This window comes from Flavobacterium crocinum (genome assembly GCF_003122385.1).
GTDB classification, from domain to species: Bacteria; Bacteroidota; Bacteroidia; order Flavobacteriales; family Flavobacteriaceae; genus Flavobacterium; species Flavobacterium crocinum.
In genome coordinates this window covers 503,395-528,046 of record NZ_CP029255.1, presented here as the reverse complement: position 1 = coordinate 528,046, position 24,652 = coordinate 503,395, and the positions used below count along the sequence as shown (strand labels likewise).

Here is a 24,652-nt window from a genome sequence, read left to right as displayed (position 1 = left end):
AGACGCAATGTTTTTTATCACATAAAAATAATAAGCGACAAAAATGAGAAAAAACTTTGCGTCTTTGCGACTTTGCGAGATTAATTTAATTCAGCTTGGGAAATAAAATTTAGCTCGAAACAAACATCAATCTTCTAATCTTATAAAATTTCAAAAAAATTCTGTAATAACCATTATAGCAGATATTCCGTATTTTGTAGTGTATAATTTTAAATCACTACAATCATGAAAGGCTTATATATTTTATTAGCAGCAATAATTTTTACTTCTTGCCAAAACCAAGGACAAAGTAAAGAGGATATAAACAAAGCCAAGCAAGCCAGTATTGATTCCATGAAAGTTGAAATTAACAAACAACGTGTTATCGATTCAATGAAGACTGAAATGGCAAAGATAAAAGAAGAGCAGAGAGTCGAATCTGAAAAAGTAGTTGTAGTACAACAGCCTGCAAATGGACAAGCGACAACTACAACAACCACAACTAAAAAGAAAGGATGGAGTGCAACTGCTAAAGGCGCTGTAATTGGTGCCGGAGTAGGAGCTGCAACCGGAGCAATTGTGAGTAAGAAAAAAGGCGAAGGTGCGATTATTGGAGGTTTGGCCGGTGCTGCTTTAGGAACAGGAACAGGAGCTGTAATTGACAGTAAAAACAAAAAGAAAGAATAGATTTAATTCTATAATAATAAAAGAAAAGCCGATTTAGAAAACTAAATCGGCTTTTTGGGCTTATACTAATTCCAGCGTAGGAATTTGAATGGCATTTAATTCTGTTTTATAAAAATCGAATTGGTCTTTAATTTTCTTTTCCTCTGTTTTAAAATAAAAAGTAGAGGAGAAAAGTTGGTGATAATATTCAATGCCGTTTAAAATATTTGTTTTGAAAGAATTCCATTTTTTAATTTGAATGGCAGTTACTTCTCCCGAAATGTTTTCGATTTCATTTCTAAAATAATCCACATACATTTTTAATTCCTTAACGAACAAATTAGGTCGGTCGGTTCTTAAAACCGATTTCCCCTGATAAATATGTTGAACCATTTCTTTTAAAGAAACTTCCTGATCAAAATAAGCTAAGTTTGGTCCTGGGCAAATTACTACACCTTGTGCCTGACCTTTTATTTTAATATCATTTTCAAGATAAGAAGCATTGGCTAAACCAACACAAAGACAAGATTTCTCCGTTATTTTGATTTTTCTTTTTTCAAAATCTTCTGCAGATAATGTTTCTTTTTTGTTTTCTAATTCCTCTAGTTTAATGTCCTGATATTTTTTAGAAGCAGTGCAGATTCCATGCGGATCGTATTCTTTGCTTAAAGCTAAGAACTTCTTCGGACAAGAACTTCCTGCTTTTTTTTCGTGAATTCTTTTTTGTTTTAAGAATTCATTTGTTGTGCCTTTTAAAGTATTAAAGGGAACGCCCAAAGGCGAAATATTACTTAAGTAAAAATCCTCTTCTTTGGCATTCATCAATAAATTACGAGTTTCCTGATCTACTGATGTCGCTTCAGGAACCAATAAAAATGGAGAACCCCAGCCGACAGCATCTACTTTGTATTCATCTAATAAAAACTCATGTTCTTCTGAAGTTCCAACACCGCCTTGAACTGTAATTTTTAATTCTAAAGGCTTTTCGGGGAAAGCTTGATTTTTTGCCTGTAAAGCTTTAATCATTAAATCGTGGGCAGATTGTACTAATTGCTCTTTTTTCTGCTTGAATTCTTCTAAAATAGTGCCCAATAAGAGTCCGTCAGTGGCAAAGGCGTGACCGCCACAGTTCAATCCTGATTCTATTCGGTATTCTGAAACCCAGAGCCCTTTTTTTGCTAAAAAGTTTCCTTGAATCATTGCCGATCTAAAATCGCTAACTTTTAGAATGATTTTCTTTTTAAGTTCATTCTTTTCATTCGGAAAAAAGTCCTTAAAATTTTCAAAGTAACCAAACAATCTCGGATTCATTCCTGCTGAAAGCACAACGGAAGATTCTAAATTACTATTGGCAAAACCTCTCAAAGCCGCATGTGCATCATTAAACTCAATTGGAAGTTGTTCGTTTTTTACGAAGTTATCTTTATCCAGTTTCGTCATAATGTTCACGTCAATTTCTCCGGGAAAAAGATGTGACTCGATATATTGTTGAATGTTTTCTTTAAAAGCAATTCCATCATCCAGTAAGTTCTGAAATCCTTTTTTAATGTCAGAAGTATTCGGTAGCATCGACATAAAATTTTCCAGAGCGGTTTTGCTTTCTGCCAATTCAGTTTTAAAACTCTCGAATTTTTCTTTTACGATTTTGTCAACTAAATTGAGGTAAGATGTAATTCTTTCGGCGCGGTAATCATGAAATTTCTGTGTGATTTCTTCGTACGGAATATTGAATTTAGTGCTGTAAAAGTTACGCATCTTTTCAATTAAATCGTCATCAGCAAGAGCAATAACAGACGAAATTCCGTATTGCGCGACACGAATCGGACTGTCAATCGTGTACGCAAGCCCCATTACCGGAATATGAAAAGTGTGTATAGGTGTTTTTGTCATTTGTCTTCCAATTAAAATAAAGGCAAATATTGAAAAAAGCATTTTTCTAAAACGTGATAATTGTCAGGTTTGTGAATTGCATATCATTTATTCCCACAATCTTGTCATTGCGAGGAACGAGGAATCATACTGGAAACTCCGTACAGAATGTCCCAATCTTTATCGATTCTCGAGTGTGATTCCTCGTTCCTCGCAATGACAAAACCTTTTGGAATACTACGAATTATAAATAAATATAGCCCGTGGTTTCAACTACGGGGGACGTATGTAAGAATGTGTTATGGAAATTCTTTGTGGAAATGCATTGCGTTCCTGCGGTTGAAACCGCAGGCTATGTTGGCAAACAATGTGCATATGTTTTTCGCCACAGATTAAAGGATTAAAATGATTTAATCTTTTAATCTGTGGCAAAACTAGAAAAAGGAATTAGTGGAAATTAGTGTAATTCGTGGCTATAAAAAAATCTATATCAAAATCTTCTTCAAAGATTCCGCTATACTTCGCCATAAAAAGTTGTAGAATGATTTTTCCTGAATTCTTTCGATTTCGACATCGGCGGTTTTGGCTTTGTCTTTAGAATCGTTTTTAACCAATAAATTAGCAATTGCCGATTTCAGTTTGGCTTCTTTTTCAGGGTTTTTCTTTTTGTATAATTTCACTTTTAGATCGTCATAATCCAGAGATGCATTTCCTTTTGAAATATTATCATTTCCGTAGAAATTAAAACGGTATTTATTAAAAACTCCAGTAAAGGACGCATTCATATACGGTTTACTGAATTGTCCCATCGCTCTAACATCAAAATTGGAAATTACGCCCTGAATATGAAATCCATCATTTTTGTCTAAAACATTGAAACTCCAATCTACATCGAGTGGAGAAGTTTTCATGAAAATGGTTTTCACTTTGATTTTGACATCAGCTGTTTTTTTCAAACCAAAACCGCTTCGAAGATTGGTTGCCTGTAAGTTGAATTTGTCGAAAGTTAGAATTCCCGGACCTTTAGAGAAATCAATTTCTTCTTCATAAACTAATTTTGATTTCAAAACCTGAAGTGTATCAATCTGAAGCGGGAATTTTATATTTCGCAATAAATGATTGTACAGGTATTTTTTGCTTAAATCGTCTTTTGGCATTTTCCCGCGATAAATATTTGCATCAAAATGATTGATCACAAGCGAATTTGCTTTAAAGAAAAAACGATCATTTTTAAATCCCCAATCCATTTTTTGAATGCTTGCAGAATCTACTTTCAGCGTGTAAATATCCTTTTCTGTTTTTAGTCTTTTTACAAATTCCGGACGGGAAAACTGTGGAATATTAGCAAAATTATTAATTGCTAAAAAGTTCTTTTCAGTATTGATTTTGCCAATTGTGATGTGATAAAAAGCACTCGGACGATAAAATAAACTATCACATATTAAAGCATAACTTTTGTACTGAAGCGGAATTTTTTCTTTCAAAGTGGCATCGGTTATTAAAATGCCTTCTAATTTTAGAAGAATTTTTTTAACGCTGAAAATGGGTTTTTGAGTATCCAAAGAAACCACATCGACAGTTCCGTCATTCAGATAAATATTCGAAACGCCAACTATTTTTCGGAAAGGCTCGACGATTTCGTTTTTAATGCTTTTACTGTTATTTAAAAGTTTCTCGCCTTTTTTATATAGAATTACACGTGGTTTGTTGATGATAATACTTTCGGCCTGAATAATATCGCGAAAAGCCAGATCCCAAATATTAAAGTGTTTGATTGTGATGGATTCTATTTTGGTAAAAAGACCATTTTTACTGTCTTTCGGCTCATTTTTCGGATTGACCAATAAAGTTTGTGCGTAGATATTTCGGGAGAAAAGAGAAACTTCTATTTTTTCGTAATTGATATTGTAGGCTGTTTTATTCTTCTCATGGATAATAATCGGAAGCTGTTTTTTAATCCAGTAATTCAGTCCAAAATTGGCTAAAAGTACAATGATAAACAAGGAAATTATTCCGATCGCTATTTTTTTATAGATTGACATTTACTCTATTAATTTTAAATACATAAATTTAGAGTTTTAAAAAGGAATGATTTTACATTATTCTACAATTTCATTACATCATTTTTTAGAATTCATTATTTATATTTTTTTGCGTGATTATGAAAATACTTAAAAAGATTCTGTTGGTTTTATTGGTACTAATTGTACTTCTTGGAATAGGTTTATGTGGCTATATTTTTCATTTAAAACCAAAATATGAAGGAGAACTGCAACTCAAAAATCTGGATAAACAAACAACAGTATATTTTGATGATTTTGGAGTGCCACATATTTACGCCGATTCAGAAAAAGATGCCATGACCACGCTTGGTTATGTACATGCTCAGGAAAGATTGTGGCAAATGGAATTGCTTCGAAGAATTGCTCCAGGAAGATTGGCTGAAATTTTTGGAGGAGTTGCATTAAAAAACGATCAATTTTTTGCAGGAATAGGTATTGAAGAAGCTTCCGCGAAAGCGATTGCCAAACTCGACAAAAACAGTGAAAGTTATAAACTGACTCAGGCTTATCTGGATGGAATTAATCAATATTTAGAAGAAGGCGTAACGCCAATTGAGTTCACTTTGGTTGGAGTTAAAAAGCAAAAGTTTACAATAAAAGACGTTTACAATATTTTCGGATATATGTCTTTCAGTTTTGCAATGGCTCAGAAAACAGATCCGCTGCTGACGGATATTAAAAATAAATACGGAGCTTCTTATCTAAAAGATTTAGGAATCGAAGGCGAGTTTAACACTACGAGAATTAAAATCTCAAAAGAGAAAACAGAAGAATACAGCGAGGTTTCAAAAGCGATTACGGCAATGTTGGATCAGTCCCCAATTCCACCGTTTATTGGCAGTAACAGTTGGGTTGTCGGGCCAAAGAAATCGAAAAGCGGAAAAGTGATTTTTGCTAATGATCCGCATATTGGTTTTTCTCAGCCTGCCACTTGGTATGAAGCACATTTGGTAACGCCACAACATGAGTTATACGGCTGTTATTTGGCTGGAACTCCATTTCCTTTACTGGCACATAACCGTGATTATGCCTACGGATTAACGATGTTTGAAAATGATGATATCGATTTTTATCAGGAAAAAAATAAAGACGGAGATGTTACGCAATATCAAACACCAACTGGTTTTGCGATATATGAAATCAGAAAAAAAACAATCAAAGTAAAAGATTCTTCAGATGTGGTTCTGACCATTAAATCGAGTCGTCATGGGCCAATTATGAATGATTTCATGGAGCGTTTGGAAAAGAAAAATCCAATTGCAATGATGTGGACTTATACGCATCAACCTATTCAGATTCTGGATGCAGCGTACGGACTTTCACATGCTAATAATAAAGAAGATTTTAAAAAAGCGGCTAGTTTAATTGCAGCGCCGGGATTGAATGTAATGTATGGAGATGCAAAAGGAAATGTGGGCTGGTGGGCAACAGGAAAATTATACAGACATAATGAAGGGGTAAACACCCATTTAATTCTAGACGGCGCAAGCGGGAAAGATGATATTGTCAAATATTTAGATTTCGAACAAAATCCGTCGGCAGAAAATCCGGAATGGGGTTATGTTTATTCTGCCAATAATCAGCCTGAAACTATAGATAATGGTTATCTGTATCCTGGTTATTATCTGCCGGAAGATCGTGCCAAGAGAATATCAGGAATTTTAGATGCAAAATCAGATTGGGATAAAGAAGCCATTAGTAAAATGATTTATGATAATACTTCGGATGTTGCCGTTGCCGTTGTGAAAAATTTAATTTTAAATACTGATTTGACTTCTATTTCGGCAGAAGAAAAACAAGTTTTAGAAGTTTTAAAATCGTGGAAAGGAACAACCAATCTGGAAGATATCGCACCTACGATTTACAACAAATGGATTTATCTGTATCTGAAAAATACGTTTGAAGATGAAATGGGGAAAGAAAACTTTAATTTATTTCTGGGTATTTCTGTTGGAAAACAAGTTATCGCCAATCAGATTAAAAATGAAAATTCGGTTTGGTGGGATAACATTAAAACTAAAAATGTAAAAGAAACCAGAAAGCAAATTGTTTCAAAATCTTTTCATGAAACGGTTGCAACACTTCAAAAACAGTTAGGAAATACTATTTCGGATTGGAAATGGGGACAAGTTCATACAGTAGAACACGAACATCCATTAGGAAAAGTAAAAGCACTTCGTGGACTATTTAATGTTGGGCCATTTAATTCTCCAGGATCAAACGAAGTCATCAATAATTTATTCTTCGGATTTAATGAGGAAGGAAAATATTATACGAAAGGTGGCCCTTCAACCAGAAGAATTGTAGATTTCTCTGATATCGAAAACAGCTGGAGTATTTTACCAACGGGACAATCCGGAAATCCGTTCAGCAAACATTATGACGATCAGGCAGAAATGTACAACGCAGGGAAATTCAGAAAAATGAAACTGAACAAAGAAGAGATAGTGAAAACGTCAACTAAATTGGTTCTGAAACCTAAGAATTAGTTTCAAGTTTCAAGTTTTTCCAATTAAGATTTAAAAATAAAAAGGTTCAAAGGTTTTTGTTTTAAAACCTCTGAACCTTTGTTACTTTGTCCCTTTGAACCTTATTTAGAAACATACTTCCCCAAAACAATATCATTGGCAAAAATGTTCAAATTATTAATGAGGATTTTATTATTGGTCATTACATTTTTGGTCTGATAAGCCGTGTCTTTTTCGTAAGCTTTTAGTAAAGTTTCAAGTTCCACTTCATCAAAAACAACAAAACTGTTGTAAATGGCATCTCTGAAATTTTTATAATTAATGCTTTGGGTAATTTCCATAGCTTTTTGTTCGTTCCAGCCTTCTTTTGCAGAAGTTTCGTTTATTTTAGACAAACAAAAATCGACTACATAATTTTTATAATGAGTTGCTTCTACAATTTTATCAATAATAATTTTGTTTTGCTGAGACGGCATTCTCGCAGAAGTGTAATTGGTTTGTGATATGCTTTTAAAAGAAATAAACAAGCAGAAACAAACAGTCAGGAAACTGTGCTTTTTGAGATTTTTCATAGGTTAATTTATTGTTTTAGGGTAGGGCTAAAATAGTGCTTTCAACAATAAATTTCCAAGCAGAATGTCCAAGTTGTTACAAAAAATAACACTTACAAAATCAATTTTAAGAAGATTCTGTAAGTGTTATTAATAATGTGTTATTTGTTTTGCTAAATGGACTAATAATTTACCAAAGCATATTAGTGACACGGATAAAACAGATTTACTTCGTAAAAACGCGGATAAAAACGGATTTTACAAAGATTTATAAAAAAAATCCGTCCTAATCCGCGTCTTCGCATTAGCGAATTAGTATCATCCGTGTGCTATTTTTAAAACTTGCACAAGTAATCGATAGCCATGTTTATTTTTTTAAAAGTTCTTCCAAGGCTTTTTTACCGCCTTCATTGGAAGGATCCAGTTCAACCGATTTTTTGTAGTTGGCGATGGCCAGTTTCTTATCGCCATCGGCTAAATAAGCTTCACCTAAACTATCATAAACATTTCCAGATTTTGGGAAAGCTTCGGTGTTTATTTTAAAAATTTCAATTGCTTCTTTCTTTTTTCCGTCTTGTAGCAATTGATAGCCAACCCTGTTCATATCGTTTTCTTTAATAATATACGTTGGGTCGTTTTTCAATTTTTTATAAGTTTCTAATCCGGCAGTAGTTCCTTTTGTTGTAAAAACATCCAATAAATCTAAAGCCAATGATTTTTTAGGTTGACTATAAGGTTGGTCATATAGGATGTTGCGAATTGAATTATTCATTTCGCCTAAAATAGTGCCGCCAGTATTATTCAATAAAACCACTAAAATTTTATCAGTAGGAATACGAGAAATAATAGTATTGAATCCATTAATACCGCCACCATGTTCGATAATTTTTATTTTGTCTTTATCTCCATTATTTACTTCCTTAACAGACCAACCGTAACCATAAGATTCGTCACCCCATGCTTTTATGTAAGGTTTAAATAAAGATTCCATCGATTTTGCAGAAAGAAGTTTATTAGTATACAATGCTTGATCCCATAAATATAAATCTTCTACAGTAGAATACAAGGAACCAGCTGCATACGGAATACTCATATCTAGATAAGGTGCATTAACATAACGCTTTCCATCTTTTTCATAACCAGCCGCTCTGTTTTTTAAAATTACATCGCTGTGATCGTAACCGGAATTAACCATTTTTAAAGGCGTGAAAATTACTTCCTGTAAATATTGCTCATACGTTTTGCCGGTAATTTTTTCAATAATATATCCTAACAAGAAGTATCCGGAATTACTGTAACTGAATTTTTCTCCAGGCGTAAATTCAAGAGGAAGACTTGAAAATGTTTTTACAAAAGCTTCTGGAGTGTATGGATTTCTCGCTTTATCTTTAAAGAAGTTTGGAGAATCGGTATAATTTGGAATTCCCGAAGTGTGCGTCAATAAATGATGTGTTGTGATTTTATCTCCGTTTTCCTTTGGATAATCTGGAAGATAAGTTGTAATTGGAACATCAAGTTTTAATTTTCCTTCTTCGGCCAGTTTTACAATTAAAAGTGCGGTGAATTGTTTGCTGATTGAACCTAATCTAAATTTTGTGTCAGGTTGATTCGGAATATTCCATTCCATGTTGGCAGAACCAAATCCTTTTTTAAAAATAACTTTTCCGTTTTCAGCAACCAGCGCCGAGCCGTTAAATTGTCCGTATTCGTTGTATTTGTCTAAAAGTTGTTCGATTTGCTTTGCCTTATCTTGTGCAAAAGCACTCAAAGCCGAAAGTTGAAAAACTACAAAGAGTGCAATGAGTTTGATTGATTTTTTCATAATGATTGATGATTATGGGTTTTGGATTAATAAAAATGATTCGTTTTTGATTGATGATTGAAACTTTATAACAAAAAGATATTCAGTAGGTTAAAACGAAATTACGATTTTTTTACTTGCAATAAATTAATGCTCTCAAAAGTTTAGACGATCATTTTTTGATTTGGTTTCATAAATCGATCAGTTTTTTCACTTTTATTTTAAAGTTTAATCCAAATTGTCCTGATAGGGTTTGTGTTCATAACTGATAACCCTTTTTAATTTCCAACTTTTACCTTTTCTTTCCCAAATGTGAATGAATTTTCCAGTTAGATGCGGAATATCACTAGATAAAAAAGTATGTTCACCAATTTGCAAAGCGCCAAAATCACCTAGTTTTTCAACCGTGCAGAAATTTAGCTTTCTTGTTACTTTTTGAAAACGCGTTTGCCTGCCAATTAAATCTTTTACATTTTCTCCTTTAGAGATGTTTAAGCCATATTGGTCATCGTAGAATTCGATATCATCTGCAATTATTTTTCTAAAAAGAGAAGCATCACATTGGTTAAAAGCATAATCAAAAAGCTGATGATCCATTTCGATAATTTCACTATGTAAAAGATTTTTTCGAATGTGTTCATTTTTCGTATATGCAAGCGCCTGTCTGCTTAAAAACAGCATAAAAAGTACTAATGTATTTATCATCGGTATCATATTTTATGGTTTAACATTTACTTTGTTTCTATGGAAATTATTCGGTTTCCAATTTCTCCCAGATAATGTTGAACTGTCTTTTCGTAAACTTTATAGCCATCATCAACATTAGTAAAGATGATTAAACCTTGTTTAGTTTTTGGAAGCATAAAAACAATCGTTTGAACGCCTTTGTCTGCACCACCATGCGATAAAACATAATCTTGATTGCCGAGATCGTAGATTTCAAAGCCTAAGCCAAAATATTTATCTTTTTTCGTGGTAACCTGATGCGAAATCATTTCCTCAAAAACTTTTGGGCTTAAGCCTTTGCTGTTCATTATACTGCATAGAAAGTTTCCATAATCTTCAATAGTGGTCAATAAATCATCTGCAGCATTTGCAGTTTTATTTTTGGTTGGTTCGTACTCATTTCCTTTATTATCATAATTAGTGGCATATCTGGAAAGATCAATTTTTTCGTTCCAAATTAATTGAGAATCATTCATCTCTAAAGGTTTAAAAACTAATTCTGAAGCTAGTTGGTCTAATGTTTTGTGGAATTTTTTCTCCAATGCTTTTCGAAGATATTCAAAACCTTCACCGGAATATTGGTATTGCGTTCCGGGTTTAAATTTGAAATCCAGTTTTTTAGATTCATTATTAGATCTCCAATTTGGGAAACCAGTTTGATGGCTTAACACAAATCTGGTTGTTAATAATTTTAAGTAAGGGTCTTTCGCAATATCAGGATCGGTCCAGTATTTGTAAAGTGGTTCGTCTAAATCCCATTTTCCCTGACTGATTAATTTTAGGGTTACAATTGCGGTAACAGGTTTTGTCAAAGATGCAACATTCCAAATCGTATTATACGGAGCTGAAATACCTTTCTTAAGCTCACCAAAAACTTTTATCTGCTTTAGTTTTCCGTCTGTAATAATACCGATTCCTAAAGTTGGAATATTGTTTTCTTTGAGCCATTTTTCAGTTTCCTGTTGATTGTCAAAAAGAGCACTTTTTTCTTCTATAGAGTTGGTTGGTTGGTGATCGTAACTTAAAATTCGTTTTAATTTCCAAACATTATTTTCTAAAACCCAAAGATGTGAAAATCTCGCTTTTCCAACTAGTTTTTCATTTTCCTTTAAAAATGGCTCACCTTTGTTTGTTTTATTTTCATAGAAATAATGAATTCCGTTTTGTAAAGCAGCGTACAGAACCCCATTTTTGTATAACGGATAAATTTTAGTGCTTTCGTCAATTAGTTCTCTTCTAGATTGATACGTTGATGGAGACGCACATAAGCCGCTTTTCATTGTTTTTACAAAATCCGTTTTGTTCGAAAGACCATTTTTATCGTGGTAAAATTCTAATTGATCGCTACAAAGGCTTTCGGATACAAAAATGTCGCAGTTATTAAAGCCAATATCAAATAAAAGGCTGTCTCTTGAAATAATGATTTTGTACAGTGGAGAGTTTTTTTTCTCCTGAGAAAATCCCATTTGGAATTGCAAACATAAGATTCCAAATAAAAAGATTTTTAATGGAAAAAAGGAAGGATTGATTTTCATTGTGATTGATGATTGATTGATGATTTTGCAAAAGTAATTCAATCAAAAATCACAAAATTGTACAAAAGCGAAATCTTATCTTTTCTGGGAAAGAAAATAGGAAGCTGGGTCAAACATTTTAGGAGTTGTTTTGGTCACATCTTTGAATTTCTTGATAAAATGAGACTGATCAAAATACTTATTATAAAGAGCGATTTCAGTCAGACTCATTTTTTCTAAATCAGCATTAACCATTTGGTCAACCGATTTTCTAAACTTTAAAATCTGAATGTATTTTTTAATGGTTAATCCTGTCGCAGCTTTAAATTTAATCTGCAGTAAACGTTGTGATGTCTTTAATGCCGAGCTAATTTCAGAAACCGAAATGTCTTCGTGTGATTTAATAAAATCGGCTATTTTTTCAATACTGTTTTTGTTTGGATTAGTATTGGATAATTCTTCAAAATAAGGATTAATAGTTTTTAATAAAGTTTCGATATCAGTATTAATCTCAATTTTAAAAGGTAATTCTGAAGCATCAATTTTTAGAATCAAATCTGTAAAATTGCTCAAATCGTATTTTGGAAACATCGAGAGTGTCCACGCATGAAGCTGTATAATAATGACTTTGGTTTTAGGTTGTATATTCACCAAAACTTTGTTTGTCATTTGAGAACAAAAGTAAATTCCTTCGTTCATCTCATATTTGTTTTTACTCGTACGAACTTCGATTCCGTTTCCGGCTACAATAGCGAGGTTAAAACAGCCATTTGGCAAAACGAGTTTGTTTTCGATCAGGCTTTCGCCGATGCTGTTATCCAGACACCAAATTTTATTGATGAATCTTTCTGTTTTTTGAGATACATAATGTTCTGAGTATAAGTTCATCTTAGTTTGCCCTTTAATTAGTTTATTATATAACTAAATCGCAAACTAAAATAGTACTTTTTTAATTATAAGTTTGGATTAAATAAACTCTCCAAAATAGTCTCGTTTAGTATTTTTCCATTCTTCCAAAATAATACTGTAATAAACATCATCTCTGCTTTTTCCTTCAGAATCGATATAATTGTTTCGAAACAAACCTTCCTTTAAAGCGCCCAGATTTTCAATCGCTCTTTGTGATCTTTCATTTTCAAGATCAGCACTGAATTGGATTCTTCTAAACTGGATTTGTTCAAAACCAAAATGCAGCAACTCATATTTACAAGCTTTGTTTAATCCAGTTCCCTGAAAATCTTTGCCGTACCAAGTCCAGCCAATTTCGCATTTTTCACTTCCATGATTGATATAACCGTAACGAGTAGTTCCCGCAACGCTGTCTGTAGCTTTATCTATGATAAGAAACGGATAACAAATTCCGTCAGCTTTTTGTTTTAATGTATTTTGAATATAGTTTTCGAAATCCTGATCGTTTCGAACATACATTCCCATGTATTTCCAGATTTCATCATTAAAAATAATTTCTTTGAGTTCAATGTTTCTTTCATTCTCAAAAGGGATTAATAGTACTCTTTCGTTTTCCAGAATAATTTCAGATTGTAAAAGTTCGCTGTTCATCATTTTTAATTTAATTGTGAGAGATAGATTGTTGTGGTTGAAGCTAATTTAGTTCTTTTGAAAATCTAAATAAATTGAATAAATCAGGATTTTGTTATGAAAACGGATGCGCATGAGGGATAGAGGCGGTATCCTTTTATGAAGTGAAACGGAATAAAAGATATAGCCGAAAGCCCGACCCCGCTTTTTTTTGCGGGGACATGCCCAGCTAAATATTAGACTTTACAGGCAAATATTTCCTTTATTTTAAAGCTCATGTATAATTATTAGTTATTTTTACGACCCAATATTAGATTATCCCTGATGCAAACTTCACTAAAAATTGCAGTTGTAGGTTCTGGACTTGTAGGATCACTGCTGGCAATTTATCTAAAAAAAGCTGGTCACATCGTTCATGTATATGATCGTAGTCCCGATATTCGTCAGATTAACTTTTCTGGCCGTTCTATTAATCTAGCAATGTCTAATCGTGGCTGGAAAGCACTTGATGCTGTCGGTGTTGGTGATTCGGTTAGGGAAATTGCGATTCCAATGGACAAACGCGCTATTCATTTGGTGGATAAACTGAATTTTCAAAATTACGGACAGGAAGGAGAATCTATTTATTCGATTTCAAGAGGAAAGCTAAACCGCAAAATGATTGATCTGGCTCAAGAAGCCGGAGCCGAATTTCATTTTGAACAAAAAGTTTGGGATGTGACGCTGAACGATGCTACGCTTCATATTGGAGAAAGTGAAAGAGGCGAGTGGGAGGAAAGAAAATTTGATATGGTTTTTGGTGCTGATGGAGCATTTTCGAGAATCCGTCATAGAATGCAGCGTCAGAGCATGTTTAATTATTCGCAGGAATTTTTAAATATGGGATATAAGGAATTGAATATTCCTGCAAATGCAGACGGAACACACAAACTGGATAAAAACTCTTTCCATATTTGGCCAAGAGGAGAATATATGCTGATTGCACTTCCAAACCTGGATGGAAGTTTTACCTGTACTTTATTTATGCCTTTTGAAGGAGAAAACTCTTTTGAATCGCTTACAGACCGTAAAATGGTAGAAGATTTCTTTGAGAAGAACTTCCCGGATTCGATAGAAGTAATTCCGGAACTGGCAAATGATTTCTTTAAAAATCCAACCAGTACTTTGGTAACCATGAAATGTTTTCCATGGACATTTGAAAATAAAATTGCTTTAATTGGAGACGCCTGTCACGCTATTGTTCCGTTCTATGGACAAGGAATGAATGCCGGTTTTGAAGATATTACGGTTTTAAACGAAATGATCGAAAAATACGGAGACGACTGGAAAAAGATTTTTGCAGAATATCAGATTTCGCGTAAACCAAATGCAGATGCTATTGCAGAGCTTTCGTATCGAAATTTCTTAGAAATGAGTACCAAAACAGCAGACGAAAAATTTTTGTTGCAAAAGAAAATAGAAAAAGTCTTCTCAGATAAACATCCGGACAAATGGATTCCGCTTTACAGCCGTGTAACTTTTAGTGATCGCCCTTATGCTGAAGCTTTGGCAATTGGCGATTATCAAAACGGAATTATGGAAGAAGTTTTGAGAATGGATAATATTGAAAATATCTGGAATACTTCGGAAGTAGAAAATAAAATTTTGGAATTACTTCAAAAGAAATAAATCAATGTCAATAACAATATCAAAAATCAATTTTGAATTGACATTGATATTGTTATTGCTTTTTGATATTGTTGTTATTTTTTAAATATTTTATTCAGCACGCCAAAAACACCACGTATAAAAGTAGCGCTGGTTACGACTTTTAAAACCGATTTTCCAACAACAGTTGCTGTACTTGGTTCAGATTTTGAAGATCTTGTTGGAGGAGCTTCTTCTTCCTGTTGTGCGGCAGCTTCAGCAGCTTCTGTTAGTTTTTTAGTCAGGATTTCGAAAGCGCTTTCGCGATCAATCTCTTCGGCATATTTCTTAACCAATTTCGATTTGCCATTTATTTCATCAATTTCTGATGCAGATAAAATATCCATTCGGCTTTGAGGAGCACGCATCATGGTAGCCACAAGTGGTGTTGGAACACCTTTTTCGTTAAGTGCTGTAACCAATGCTTCTCCAATTCCTAAACTCGTTAATAATTCATCCGTTTTATAGAATTCAGAAGTTGGATAATTGTCAGCGGTTTTTTTAATGGCCTGACGATCGTTAGCTGTAAAAGCTCTCAAAGCATGTTGAATCTTTAATCCCAATTGAGCCAAAACACCACTAGGAACATCCATCGGATTTTGAGTTACAAAATAAACGCCAACACCTTTAGAACGAATTAATTTTACAATAGTTTCAATTTGCTCTAACAAAGCTTTGCTGGCTTCATTAAATATTAAATGTGCTTCATCTATAAAAATTACTAATTCAGGTTGTTCTGCATCTCCTTTTTCAGGCATTTTTTGGTAAATCTCAGCTAAAAGACTTAACATGAAAGTAGAGAACAGTTTAGGTTTATCCTGAATATCCGTCAAGCGGATGATATTTACATAACCTTTTCCGTTTTCGTCAATACGCATTAAATCATCCGTTTCAAAAGATAATTCACCAAAGAATAAATCACCGCCTTGTTGTTCCAGTTCAATTATTTTTCTAAGGATAGTTCCAGTCGTAGCAGTTGAGATTTTACCGTAACTTGCCGCAATCTCATCTTTGCCTTCTTCGGTAATATAATTGATTACCTTTTTAATGTCCTTTAAATCCAGTAAAGGCATTTGTTTATCATCGCAATATTTAAAGATAACAGCAACAACACCCGCCTGAGTATCATTAAGATCTAATATTCTGGAAAACAGGACCGGTCCAAATTCAGAAACTGTAGCGCGCAGACGAACTCCGTTTTGTTTTGACAAAGACATCAATTCAACGGGAAATGCTGCTACATTATAAGGAAGGTTTATTTTGGCATGTCTTTCTGTAATAAAACCTTCTTCTTTTCCTTCTTTTGCGATACCACTAAAATCACCTTTTATATCCATCATCAAAACAGGAATTCCGGCGTTTGAAAGTTGCTCGGAAAATACCTGAATTGTTTTGGTTTTACCTGTTCCGGTTGCGCCGGCAATTAATCCGTGACGATTTAGAGTTTTTAATGGAATCTTAACATGAGCTTCCGCAATTGGCTCACCATCAAGGATTGCGCCTCCAAGAATAATGCTGTCTCCCTTAGAAGAATACCCTTTGTTTATAGCTTCAATAAAATTATCTTTTCTATTCATGTTTTTATTTGTAATTTAGACTGTTATATGAGTATTGCTCTGTATTCGGGCGTTTTTTATATGTTTTTTTTAGTAAGAAAAAGCTTTTTTTGATTGAAAATTTAATAAAAAAAAAATTCGCAGCTTTTTAAGAAGATATCAAAGGAATCTTTGAATATTTACTAAAACGTTGTAATTTTTCTAATTATCGTCCTTTTTTTTGTTTTATCTAAAAAATGATGTCGGCAATTTAATGAGATATTTTTTAAATTGAAGTTAAATTTCGGTCAATAAAATTAAAAAAAGTTTTTTTATTTAAACTAAACGTATAAATTTGCTCCTCTACAAGTTAAATATAACTAAAAAATAAAAATTATTTAAAACTATTAAAATTAAAAAAAATGGCAAACGTTAAAGTTAAAAAAGAAAGCACTTCAAATGGCGGAGGAATGATCACAGGAATCATTATTGTAGCGTGTATCTTAGTGGGGGTGTTTATTTGGAAAGTAATCATGGGGGATTCTGCTAACTTCGAAGGAGGTAATCCAGAAACAGGACATCCAATCAATACATTAGGACAAGTATATAAAGGAGGTTTCATCGTACCAGTATTATTAGGTATGTTTTTAATGGTTGTTGTTTTTTCTATTGAAAGATTTATTGTTATCGGTAAAGCTGCTGGTAAAACTAACCTAGACAAATTCATGAAAAGTGTTCAGGGAAGTATTAAAGAAGGAAACATCGAAGCTGCTATCGCTTCATGTGACAAACAACAAGGTTCAGTTGCAAACGCAATTAAATCTGCTTTGGTAAAATACCAAGATGTTAAAAAAGAAGGATTCAACAGCGAAGAAGCTTCAGAAGTAATCCACAAAGAAATTGAAGAGGCAACTTCATTAGAAATGCCAATGTTAGAGAAAAACATGACTATTATCTCTACTTTAGTATCTTTAGGTACATTAGGAGGATTATTAGGAACTGTATCTGGTATGATTAAAGCGTTTGGTGCGTTAGCTTCTGCTGGTACTCCAGACCAGGCTGCTCTTGCAACAGGTATCTCTGAGGCACTTATCAACACTGCAACAGGTATCTCTACTTCTATCTTAGCAATTGTTTCTTACAACTTCTTTACTGCTAAAATTGACGATTTAACTTACTCTATCGATGAGGCTGGTACTACTATCGTTAATACTTACAGAAAATTCAGAGGGAGTTTAAGACAATAATTAATTTTTGATATTTACTATCAAAAAAATAAAATAAAAGATAATGGCTAAAATAAAAATGAAAAAAAAGTCGACATCGACAGATATGACTGCGATGTGTGATGTTGCATTCCTTTTGCTAACGTTCTTTATTTTGACCGCTACTGCTAAAGTGCCTGAAGCACTTCCTGTAGATACGCCTGCATCTACTGTACAAACTAAATTACCGGATACTGATTTGGCAATTATTACAGTAGGAAAAGGAAAAGTATTTTTTGACATCAAAGGAAGAGAGATTCGTAAAAGAACTCTTGAAGGAATTGGTGCAAAATATGGTATTGAATTCTCTGAAGACGATAAAACCAAATTTGCATTAATGGACGATTTTGGTGTTCCTGTTACAGGTTTAAAGCAGATCATTGACATGAAAGCAGCGGACAGAACCAAAGCAAATCAACCTGGAATTCCTTTGGATTCATTAGATAATCAATTAAAAGAATGGCTTCTTATTTCTAGAAGAGCTACAATTGATTTAGATGATAAAGAATTGCAGATTGCGATAAAAGGTGATGCTAAGGAAGAATATCCACAAATCAAAAAAATTATGGATATTTTACAAGATCAGAAAATCAATTCCTTTAACTTAGTTACAGGAACTAGAGGGAAAGACTTTTAATTAAAAAAATACACTAAATGGCTGAATTAAATACCGGCGACGGCGGTGGTGGTAAAGGCGGTAAAGTAAGAAGTAAAAAGCAAAATTCGAAAGTCGATTTAACGGCTATGGTGGATTTGGCATTCTTATTAATTACATTCTTTATGTTAACTACTTCGTTGTCAAAACCTCAATCCATGGATTTATCGTTGCCAGATAAAGATGATAAGAATCCGGAACAGAAGGATACCAAAGTAGACGAAAATCGTACTATGACAGTAATGTTAGGGGACGATAACAAAATTGTTTACTACATGGGATTATTGGCGAGTCCTAAAGTAGGGCCAAAAGACATTGCTTATGGTAAAGATGGTATTCGTAGAGAATTGTTAAAACAGAAAAAAAATGTTTTAGCATATTCTGCGGCTAAAGGAAAACCTGATCAGGGAATTATCGTGATCATTAAACCAACTAAAAAATCAAATTACCGTAATTTGGTAGATATGTTGGACGAGATGGCAATTTCAGGAGTAGATACTTACGCTATCGTTCCTGAGTTTTCACCAGAGGAAACGAAATTAATAGATAAAAAAGCAGAATAAGCTGTTTTATCAAATTAAAAATCAAGAGATATGAAATTAGATATTATAAAAAATCAGTGGCTTGATATCGTATTCGAAGGACGTAATAAGATATATGGAGCATACGAGCTGAGAAAATCGAACGGTAAAACAACTGTGAAAGCACTTGTGATTGGTTCACTTATTTTCAGTTTTGCTGTTGCTGCACCTCTTATTGCTAGTTTTTTACCAGATTCTCAAGAAGAAGAAGTAAACAACGATATTAAGATTGCAACGGTAAAATTACCTCCAAAGAAAAAAGAGGAAATTAAACCAAATCAACCGCCACCACCGCCACCACCACCAAAAGTGGATCAGGTAAAATTCGTTAAACCTGTGGTTGCAAAGGCTGAGGAAGTTACTGAAGATCCACCAAAAATTGTGGATTTGAAAGACAAAAAAGTTGGTGCTGAAACTATCAAAGGAGATCCGGATGCAGTTTTAACTGTTGATGAGCCAGTTGGTAAAGGACCAGTTCAGGAAGTAATTCAAGAAGATAACACTGTATATAACACAGCTGGTATCGAAGTAAAACCAGACTTCCCTGGAGGAATTGAGAAATTCTACAAATTCGTAGGAAACAATTATAAAACTCCGGAAGAAGAAGGTTTAAAAGGTAAAGTTTACGTTACGTTTGTAGTTGAAAAAGACGGTTCATTAACCGACATTAAAGTTTTAAGGGATATCGGTTACGGTACAGGAGCAGAAGCAATTCGTGTTCTTAAAAAATGTCCAAAATGGACTCCTGGCGAGCAAAATGGTAAAAAAGTAAGGGTATTATACTCTCTACCTATTACTATTCAATCTGCAGAATAATGTTAAAAGATATACTTAATAATATTCAGAAGAAATCGCTCAAAGAGCGATTTCTTCTTGTTTTAGGAATACTGTTTTTTTTAATTTATCTTGTACTCGGTTTAATGATCATGTTTTGGGAAAAGCTTCCGCTTGACATGGAATGGAAATACAGATATGCTTTTGGTGGTTTGCTAATTGTGTATTCGGGAATAAGATTTTTAAGATTAATTAATTCAAAGGAAGAATAATTATGTTGAAATATAGTAAGGCTTTAGTATTTGTAGTTTTTGTCTTTTTGTTTGCCATGTGTAACCAAAAAAACAAAAATGAGGCTGAAAAAGAAACCATTTTAAAGGGATCGCTGGATGTTGGAGTGGATGAAACAGTAAAACAGATTGTAGACGATCAGGTTGCGGTTTTTGAAGGAACTTACTATGATGCAAAAATTAATGTTAAATCAAAATCAGAAGCTGAAGTAATCAATGATTTGTTAAATCAGAAGACCAAAGTTGCAATAACGACCAGAGATTTAACAGAAGAGGAAAAAGCTCGTTTTGAGAAAAACAAGATTAATCCACGTGTAACACCATTTGCTCAGGATGCCGTTGCATTTATTTCAAATAAAAGCAATAATGATACATTAATTGCGTTGAAAAGTGTAATCGATTTTATGCAGGGGAAACCAGATTCTAAAATTAAAGGTTTAGTTTTCGATAATCCAAACTCAAGTACCGTTCGTTATATGAAGAATTTAGCGAAAGTTAATGAGATTCCGAAAAATGATGTTTTTTCTTTTAAAACAAATAATGAGGTAATTAAATTTGTGAAAGAGAATGATGGAATGATTGGAGTTATTGGTGTTAACTGGTTATATCAGCCAACACCGGATATGGTCGAAACTGTAAAACAAATTAATGTTTTAAGTGTAAAACCTTTAAATGACAATCAATATTACAGCCCAACTCAGGATGACTTAGCGTTAGGTAAATATCCTTTGGCACGTGATTTGTTTATTATTAATTGTCAGGGTTATACTGGGCTAGGAATGGGCTTTGCTTCATTTATAGCTGGAGATATTGGTCAGCGTATAGTTTTAAAATCAGGTTTACTGCCATATAAAACTCCGGGGCGTAAACTTAATATTAGAAGTGAAATTATAAAAGATAAAGAATAAATTAATTACGATAAAGATGAATAAATTTAAAATTTTTAGTCTTGCTTTGATTGCTTCGGCTGGCGCGGCAAGTGCGCAAGACATCAACGAAGCAAAAAAGGCAATTGATGCAGAACAGTTTGATAAGGCAAAAACTATCCTTAAATCGATTATCAAAGCTAAACCATCTGATGGGGAAGCAAATTTTGTTTTAGGTAACGTTTATTTAAATCAATCTGTAGTCGACTCTGCAAAAATCTATTACAATAATGGATTACAAGCTTCAGACAAAAAAAACTTGAGCTATATTGGTTTAGGTCAATTAGACTTAGATGCTAAAAATACAGCAGCTGCTCAGGCAAATTTTGCTTTGGCTACTAAAGACATGAGAAAAAAAGATGTGAATGAATTCATTTACATCGCAAGGGCATACATGAATTCTGAGAATCCGGATTACAAAAATGCGGTTGAAGTTTTAAAGCGTGCTTTATTAGTTGATCCTCAAAATGCGCAGGCACTTTTAGCTATTGGTGATGCATATTACGGATCAAACAATCAAAACGATGCTTACAAAGCATATCGTGATGCTTTTACTGCAGACAATACTTTGTTAAGAGCAAAAATGCAGTTAGGGGTTTTATTAAAAGGTGCTAAATCTTATGATGAAGCTATTAAATCATTCAATGAGGTAATTGCTTTAGATGCTAACTACGGACCGGTTTACAGAGAGCTTGCTGAAACATATTACAAATGGGCAAGAAACAAACCTTCTACTGCTAAGGTTAATTTGCAAAATGCAATTACAAACTACGAGAAATATTTAAGTCTGACAGATTACTCTCTTGATTCTAAAATGCGTCATGCTGATTTCTTAATCTTGGTTAAAGATTACAAGCAATTAGAAACTGTTGCAAACAAAATGATTGCTGAGGATAAAGTAAATCCAAGAATCTACAGATATTTGGGATATGCTGCTTACGAAAATGGAAATGTTGACGTAGCTATTAAATCTATCCAGGATTATATTAATACTCCATCAAACAAAGTAATTGGTAGAGATTACTACTACTTGGGTTTAGCAAAAATTAAAAAAGGTACTGCTGCAGACGGAACAATCGATCAGGCTGCTTTTGATGCAGGTTTAGCTGATATCAAAAAAGCAATCGAATTAGAGCCTCTGGTAGTTGAGGAATTTGCAGATTTTGGAAAAGAATTGTTTGGTAAAAAACAATACAATCAGGCAGCTGCGATTTTTCAACTTGGCGCAAACAATAAAGAATCTAAAAACTATTTAGATGATTCGGTTTATTATGGAATTTCTGTTTACTACGGTAATGCTGGTAAACCTGCTGAAAGCCGTGATAAAGCTGCTTTAGAAAGTGCAAATGCTACTTTTGATAAAATTCTTGAAGCATCTCCATCATATGATGAAGCTTACTTGTACAAAGGAAGAATTAACAGCGCATTGGATAAAGATGATTTGATTATTAAAAACTACGAAGAGTATGTGGCTAAAATAACTGCTAAAGGTGCTGAAGAGTTGGCAAAACCTGCAACAACTAAAAAAGTTATTGAAGCTTATAATGCAATTGGTGCTGCTTATGCTAACACAGATAAAGTTAAAGCTGTTGAATATTTCAATAAAACTTTAGTTTTAGATCCTGCAAATTCATATGCTACACAATCTATAAAATCTTTAAAATAATTTAGATTTTTCAAATAAATATAAAAACCGATAGCTCAATAAGCTATCGGTTTTTTTCTTCCGTATATTATTGACTATCTTTGCACTTTAAAATAGAATAATGTTAGCAAAAGAAATACAATTAGAAGTAAATAAAGGGGCTATGCTTCCTTTGATGGAGGAATTTTATACCATTCAGGGTGAAGGTTCGCATACCGGAAGAGCTGCTTATTTTATCAGAATTGGAGGTTGTGATGTAGGATGTCATTGGTGTGATGTGAAAGAAAGCTGGAATGCTGAAATTCACCCGCCAACGAGTATTGATTTAATTGTTGAAAATGCAGCAAAATATGCTGATACGGTTGTAGTGACAGGCGGGGAGCCTCTTTCCTGGGATATGACACTACTGACGCAAAGATTAAAAGATAGAAATTTAAAAGTTCATATTGAAACTTCTGGTGCTTTTCCGCTTTCAGGAACTTGGGACTGGATTTGTCTTTCTCCAAAAAAGAACAAACTACCGACTAAGACGGTTTATGATAATGCACATGAATTAAAAGTTATTATCTATAATAAGCATGATTTTATTTTTGCTGAAGAGCAGGCAGAATTAGTTAATGATAATGCTATTTTGTTCCTTCAGCCGGAATGGAGTAAAAAAGAAGAAATGACACCTCTTATTGTCGATTATGTTATGAATAATCCAAAATGGCGAGTTTCGTTACAGACACATAAGTATTTGAACATACCTTAAACAAAAAAATCTCTTCAATTGAAGAGATTTTTTTGTTTAAAAGATGGTTATATTTTTGGGCTATTGCCAGTTTTTATATTCTTTTAAATTGGTAATATGTGCTAAATGATGATTTCCGTGCCATGCATACATTCCGATAATTTTTTTGAGTTTATTTTCTGAATTATCTGAAGGGTGAATAAAAGTTTTTTCTAAATCAGATTCAGGTAAATTTCTCATAATGTAAGCTAATCTGAAATGAAGACCTTTTAATAATTCAAGAGTTGGTTCAATTGGCATCGTTAAATTATCGTTTAATTCAGACCAAAGTACTTCGTCGTATGCTTTAATAACAGGGTTATTTTCGGTCAAAGCCCATTTAATTCGAATATAACAATTCATATGACTTTCGGCACAGTGATGAATTACTTGTCGAACAGTCCATCCATCGGGACGATAAGGAGTGTCGAGTTGTTCGTTGGTTAAGTTAATTACTTCTTTTTCTAATCTTTTCGGAAATGTTTCAATTTCTTCGATTTTTTTCAAAAGATATTCCGGAGAGTAATGATCAGGAGCTGTAAATTTTCCAATGGGATATTTTAATTTTTCTAAATCTAATTCTTTCATGGGGTTAAATTTGTTTCGTTTAAATAGAAAGTTTGGCTAAATAATCATAATGTTCGCCTTCGAGAATGAGTTCACATTGTAATCCATTTGCAATTGCGGCATTTTGAAGGGTGTTGTAATCTAAATATAGCCAGTCAAAAGGTTCTTCTTTTTCATTTTTGTAACTGATATTGAATATTAGTTCTCCATAATAATCATTATTCGAAGGAATCCATTTACCTCCGTCTTCATCTTCATCAAACATATAAATGATATCAGAGCTGTCAATTAGAATTTGTCCCTCTGGATTTAATAGCGATTTTAATTTGGTTAAGTATTCATTGCAGTTTTTTAATTTGCCAAAAATACCGGTTCCGTTCATTAGGAGTAGGATAGTGTCAAATTTTTCACCCTCAAAATTTAAAATGTTTTGAACTTTGGTATTTTTAATTCCTCTTAGGTGGCAGGTTTCAATTGCTTTTTCAGAAATATCAATAGCAGTTACCTCCAAATTGCGTTCATTTTGCAATGACAAAGCATGACTTCCTGCTCCGCATCCCACATCTAATATTTTTCCCTTTGCCAGCTGAAGTGCTTTTTGCTCAATTTTTGGCATTTCATTGTAGCTGCGAAAAAGATATTCTACGCTCATTTCGTCCTCTTCAGAAATAGAGGTTTCAGTTATAATGTCTTCAGGTGAATTATTGGTATAGAAATCAAATATTGCTTTTCCGAAAAGATCTTTCATTGTTTTATTTCAAAGTTTAAGGTTTCAAGTTA

The 24,652-nt window shown here is 33.3% G+C and carries 22 protein-coding genes; 11 read left to right on the top strand and 11 right to left on the bottom strand.

The genetic code is table 11. The features are described 5' to 3' along the window. Window positions 1-225: 225 nt before the first annotated feature. Entirely contained in the window at window positions 226-666 is a 441-nt protein-coding gene (locus tag HYN56_RS02570) for a YMGG-like glycine zipper-containing protein (RefSeq protein ID WP_109190743.1), read from the top strand. A 60-nt stretch (window positions 667-726) separates the two neighbouring features. On the opposite strand, the gene HYN56_RS02565 is transcribed toward HYN56_RS02570, so the two are convergent. Further along, window positions 727-2,535 (bottom strand): hypothetical protein, encoded by a 1,809-nt coding sequence (locus tag HYN56_RS02565; RefSeq protein WP_109194702.1) that lies wholly within the window; start codon window positions 2,533-2,535, stop codon window positions 727-729. 464 nt (window positions 2,536-2,999) lie between these two features. Further along, window positions 3,000-4,556, bottom strand: coding sequence for a hypothetical protein (locus HYN56_RS02560; protein ID WP_109190742.1), 1,557 nt, complete (start codon window positions 4,554-4,556; stop codon window positions 3,000-3,002). Between the two features lie 119 nt (window positions 4,557-4,675). On the opposite strand from HYN56_RS02560, the gene HYN56_RS02555 reads away from it, so the two are divergent. Further along, on the top strand, window positions 4,676-7,066 hold the full coding sequence (locus tag HYN56_RS02555) for a penicillin acylase family protein (RefSeq protein WP_109190741.1): 2,391 nt from the start codon (window positions 4,676-4,678) through the stop codon (window positions 7,064-7,066). Window positions 7,067-7,167: 101 nt separating this feature from the next. On the opposite strand, the gene HYN56_RS02550 is transcribed toward HYN56_RS02555, so the two are convergent. From HYN56_RS02550 to HYN56_RS02525, 6 genes are all read right to left on the bottom strand, one after another. Continuing rightward, on the bottom strand, window positions 7,168-7,617 hold the full coding sequence (locus HYN56_RS02550) for a hypothetical protein (RefSeq protein WP_109190740.1): 450 nt from the start codon (window positions 7,615-7,617) through the stop codon (window positions 7,168-7,170). A 346-nt stretch (window positions 7,618-7,963) separates the two neighbouring features. Further along, window positions 7,964-9,418 carry a serine hydrolase domain-containing protein gene (locus HYN56_RS02545; protein WP_109190739.1) on the bottom strand — a complete coding sequence of 485 codons (1,455 nt, stop codon included), beginning with the start codon at window positions 9,416-9,418 and terminating at the stop codon, window positions 7,964-7,966. 207 nt (window positions 9,419-9,625) lie between these two features. Next, the gene (locus tag HYN56_RS02540) at window positions 9,626-10,102 is read right to left on the bottom strand and encodes a nuclear transport factor 2 family protein (protein WP_240622648.1); all 477 of its coding nucleotides are present in this window, start codon (window positions 10,100-10,102) and stop codon (window positions 9,626-9,628) included. Between the two features lie 26 nt (window positions 10,103-10,128). Beyond that, window positions 10,129-11,658, bottom strand: coding sequence for a serine hydrolase domain-containing protein (locus tag HYN56_RS02535; RefSeq protein WP_109190737.1), 1,530 nt, complete (start codon window positions 11,656-11,658; stop codon window positions 10,129-10,131). A gap of 75 nt (window positions 11,659-11,733) precedes the next feature. Then, window positions 11,734-12,525, bottom strand: a complete 792-nt coding sequence (locus tag HYN56_RS02530) for a helix-turn-helix domain-containing protein (RefSeq protein WP_109190736.1) — start codon at window positions 12,523-12,525, stop codon at window positions 11,734-11,736. Window positions 12,526-12,603: 78 nt separating this feature from the next. After that, window positions 12,604-13,197, bottom strand: coding sequence for a GNAT family N-acetyltransferase (locus HYN56_RS02525; RefSeq protein WP_109190735.1), 594 nt, complete (start codon window positions 13,195-13,197; stop codon window positions 12,604-12,606). 303 nt (window positions 13,198-13,500) lie between these two features. Between HYN56_RS02525 and HYN56_RS02520 the strand changes: the two genes are divergently transcribed. Then, the gene (locus HYN56_RS02520; protein ID WP_109190734.1) at window positions 13,501-14,844 is read left to right on the top strand and encodes an FAD-dependent oxidoreductase; all 1,344 of its coding nucleotides are present in this window, start codon (window positions 13,501-13,503) and stop codon (window positions 14,842-14,844) included. A 74-nt stretch (window positions 14,845-14,918) separates the two neighbouring features. Here HYN56_RS02520 and HYN56_RS02515 read toward each other — a convergent pair whose 3' ends face one another. Then, window positions 14,919-16,439: a helicase HerA-like domain-containing protein gene (locus HYN56_RS02515; protein WP_109190733.1), complete on the bottom strand. Its 1,521-nt coding sequence runs from the start codon at window positions 16,437-16,439 to the stop codon at window positions 14,919-14,921. Between the two features lie 380 nt (window positions 16,440-16,819). Between HYN56_RS02515 and HYN56_RS02510 the strand changes: the two genes are divergently transcribed. The 8 genes from HYN56_RS02510 to HYN56_RS02475 all read left to right on the top strand — a co-directional run bounded on the left by HYN56_RS02510 (window position 16,820) and on the right by HYN56_RS02475 (window position 23,287). Further along, window positions 16,820-17,644 (top strand): MotA/TolQ/ExbB proton channel family protein, encoded by an 825-nt coding sequence (locus HYN56_RS02510; protein WP_008464979.1) that lies wholly within the window; start codon window positions 16,820-16,822, stop codon window positions 17,642-17,644. Window positions 17,645-17,687: 43 nt separating this feature from the next. After that, complete coding sequence (locus HYN56_RS02505) at window positions 17,688-18,299, top strand: ExbD/TolR family protein (RefSeq protein ID WP_109190732.1); 612 nt, start codon at window positions 17,688-17,690, stop codon at window positions 18,297-18,299. Between the two features lie 17 nt (window positions 18,300-18,316). Next, window positions 18,317-18,880, top strand: a complete 564-nt coding sequence (locus HYN56_RS02500) for an ExbD/TolR family protein (RefSeq protein WP_109190731.1) — start codon at window positions 18,317-18,319, stop codon at window positions 18,878-18,880. Between the two features lie 30 nt (window positions 18,881-18,910). Then, complete coding sequence (locus HYN56_RS02495; protein ID WP_091494873.1) at window positions 18,911-19,714, top strand: energy transducer TonB; 804 nt, start codon at window positions 18,911-18,913, stop codon at window positions 19,712-19,714. Continuing rightward, window positions 19,714-19,944 (top strand): hypothetical protein, encoded by a 231-nt coding sequence (locus HYN56_RS25185; RefSeq protein ID WP_109190730.1) that lies wholly within the window; start codon window positions 19,714-19,716, stop codon window positions 19,942-19,944. Before HYN56_RS02495 ends, HYN56_RS25185 begins: the two co-directional genes overlap by 1 nt. Before the next feature lie 2 nt (window positions 19,945-19,946). Further along, window positions 19,947-20,870, top strand: a complete 924-nt coding sequence (locus tag HYN56_RS02485) for a PstS family phosphate ABC transporter substrate-binding protein (protein WP_109190729.1) — start codon at window positions 19,947-19,949, stop codon at window positions 20,868-20,870. 16 nt (window positions 20,871-20,886) lie between these two features. Then, entirely contained in the window at window positions 20,887-22,554 is a 1,668-nt protein-coding gene (locus tag HYN56_RS02480; protein ID WP_109190728.1) for a tetratricopeptide repeat protein, read from the top strand. A 100-nt stretch (window positions 22,555-22,654) separates the two neighbouring features. After that, entirely contained in the window at window positions 22,655-23,287 is a 633-nt protein-coding gene (locus HYN56_RS02475) for a 7-carboxy-7-deazaguanine synthase QueE (RefSeq protein ID WP_109190727.1), read from the top strand. Between the two features lie 60 nt (window positions 23,288-23,347). Here the strand turns inward: HYN56_RS02475 and HYN56_RS02470 are convergent, their stop codons facing one another. Both HYN56_RS02470 and HYN56_RS02465 read right to left on the bottom strand, forming a co-directional pair. Further along, complete coding sequence (locus tag HYN56_RS02470; protein WP_109190726.1) at window positions 23,348-23,893, bottom strand: YfiT family bacillithiol transferase; 546 nt, start codon at window positions 23,891-23,893, stop codon at window positions 23,348-23,350. A gap of 19 nt (window positions 23,894-23,912) precedes the next feature. Beyond that, entirely contained in the window at window positions 23,913-24,620 is a 708-nt protein-coding gene (locus tag HYN56_RS02465; protein ID WP_109190725.1) for a class I SAM-dependent methyltransferase, read from the bottom strand. Window positions 24,621-24,652 lie beyond the last annotated feature (32 nt).

Coding starts and splice junctions, on each gene's coding strand:
- HYN56_RS02570 (WP_109190743.1), top strand. CDS start 226: ATGAAAGGCTTATATATTTTATTAGCAGCAATAATTTTTACTTCTTGC.
- HYN56_RS02565 (WP_109194702.1), bottom strand. CDS start 2,535: ATGACAAAAACACCTATACACACTTTTCATATTCCGGTAATGGGGCTT.
- HYN56_RS02560 (WP_109190742.1), bottom strand. CDS start 4,556: ATGTCAATCTATAAAAAAATAGCGATCGGAATAATTTCCTTGTTTATC.
- HYN56_RS02555 (WP_109190741.1), top strand. CDS start 4,676: ATGAAAATACTTAAAAAGATTCTGTTGGTTTTATTGGTACTAATTGTA.
- HYN56_RS02550 (WP_109190740.1), bottom strand. CDS start 7,617: ATGAAAAATCTCAAAAAGCACAGTTTCCTGACTGTTTGTTTCTGCTTG.
- HYN56_RS02545 (WP_109190739.1), bottom strand. CDS start 9,418: ATGAAAAAATCAATCAAACTCATTGCACTCTTTGTAGTTTTTCAACTT.
- HYN56_RS02540 (WP_240622648.1), bottom strand. CDS start 10,102: ATGATAAATACATTAGTACTTTTTATGCTGTTTTTAAGCAGACAGGCG.
- HYN56_RS02535 (WP_109190737.1), bottom strand. CDS start 11,658: ATGAAAATCAATCCTTCCTTTTTTCCATTAAAAATCTTTTTATTTGGA.
- HYN56_RS02530 (WP_109190736.1), bottom strand. CDS start 12,525: ATGAACTTATACTCAGAACATTATGTATCTCAAAAAACAGAAAGATTC.
- HYN56_RS02525 (WP_109190735.1), bottom strand. CDS start 13,197: ATGAACAGCGAACTTTTACAATCTGAAATTATTCTGGAAAACGAAAGA.
- HYN56_RS02520 (WP_109190734.1), top strand. CDS start 13,501: ATGCAAACTTCACTAAAAATTGCAGTTGTAGGTTCTGGACTTGTAGGA.
- HYN56_RS02515 (WP_109190733.1), bottom strand. CDS start 16,439: ATGAATAGAAAAGATAATTTTATTGAAGCTATAAACAAAGGGTATTCT.
- HYN56_RS02510 (WP_008464979.1), top strand. CDS start 16,820: ATGGCAAACGTTAAAGTTAAAAAAGAAAGCACTTCAAATGGCGGAGGA.
- HYN56_RS02505 (WP_109190732.1), top strand. CDS start 17,688: ATGGCTAAAATAAAAATGAAAAAAAAGTCGACATCGACAGATATGACT.
- HYN56_RS02500 (WP_109190731.1), top strand. CDS start 18,317: ATGGCTGAATTAAATACCGGCGACGGCGGTGGTGGTAAAGGCGGTAAA.
- HYN56_RS02495 (WP_091494873.1), top strand. CDS start 18,911: ATGAAATTAGATATTATAAAAAATCAGTGGCTTGATATCGTATTCGAA.
- HYN56_RS25185 (WP_109190730.1), top strand. CDS start 19,714: ATGTTAAAAGATATACTTAATAATATTCAGAAGAAATCGCTCAAAGAG.
- HYN56_RS02485 (WP_109190729.1), top strand. CDS start 19,947: ATGTTGAAATATAGTAAGGCTTTAGTATTTGTAGTTTTTGTCTTTTTG.
- HYN56_RS02480 (WP_109190728.1), top strand. CDS start 20,887: ATGAATAAATTTAAAATTTTTAGTCTTGCTTTGATTGCTTCGGCTGGC.
- HYN56_RS02475 (WP_109190727.1), top strand. CDS start 22,655: ATGTTAGCAAAAGAAATACAATTAGAAGTAAATAAAGGGGCTATGCTT.
- HYN56_RS02470 (WP_109190726.1), bottom strand. CDS start 23,893: ATGAAAGAATTAGATTTAGAAAAATTAAAATATCCCATTGGAAAATTT.
- HYN56_RS02465 (WP_109190725.1), bottom strand. CDS start 24,620: ATGAAAGATCTTTTCGGAAAAGCAATATTTGATTTCTATACCAATAAT.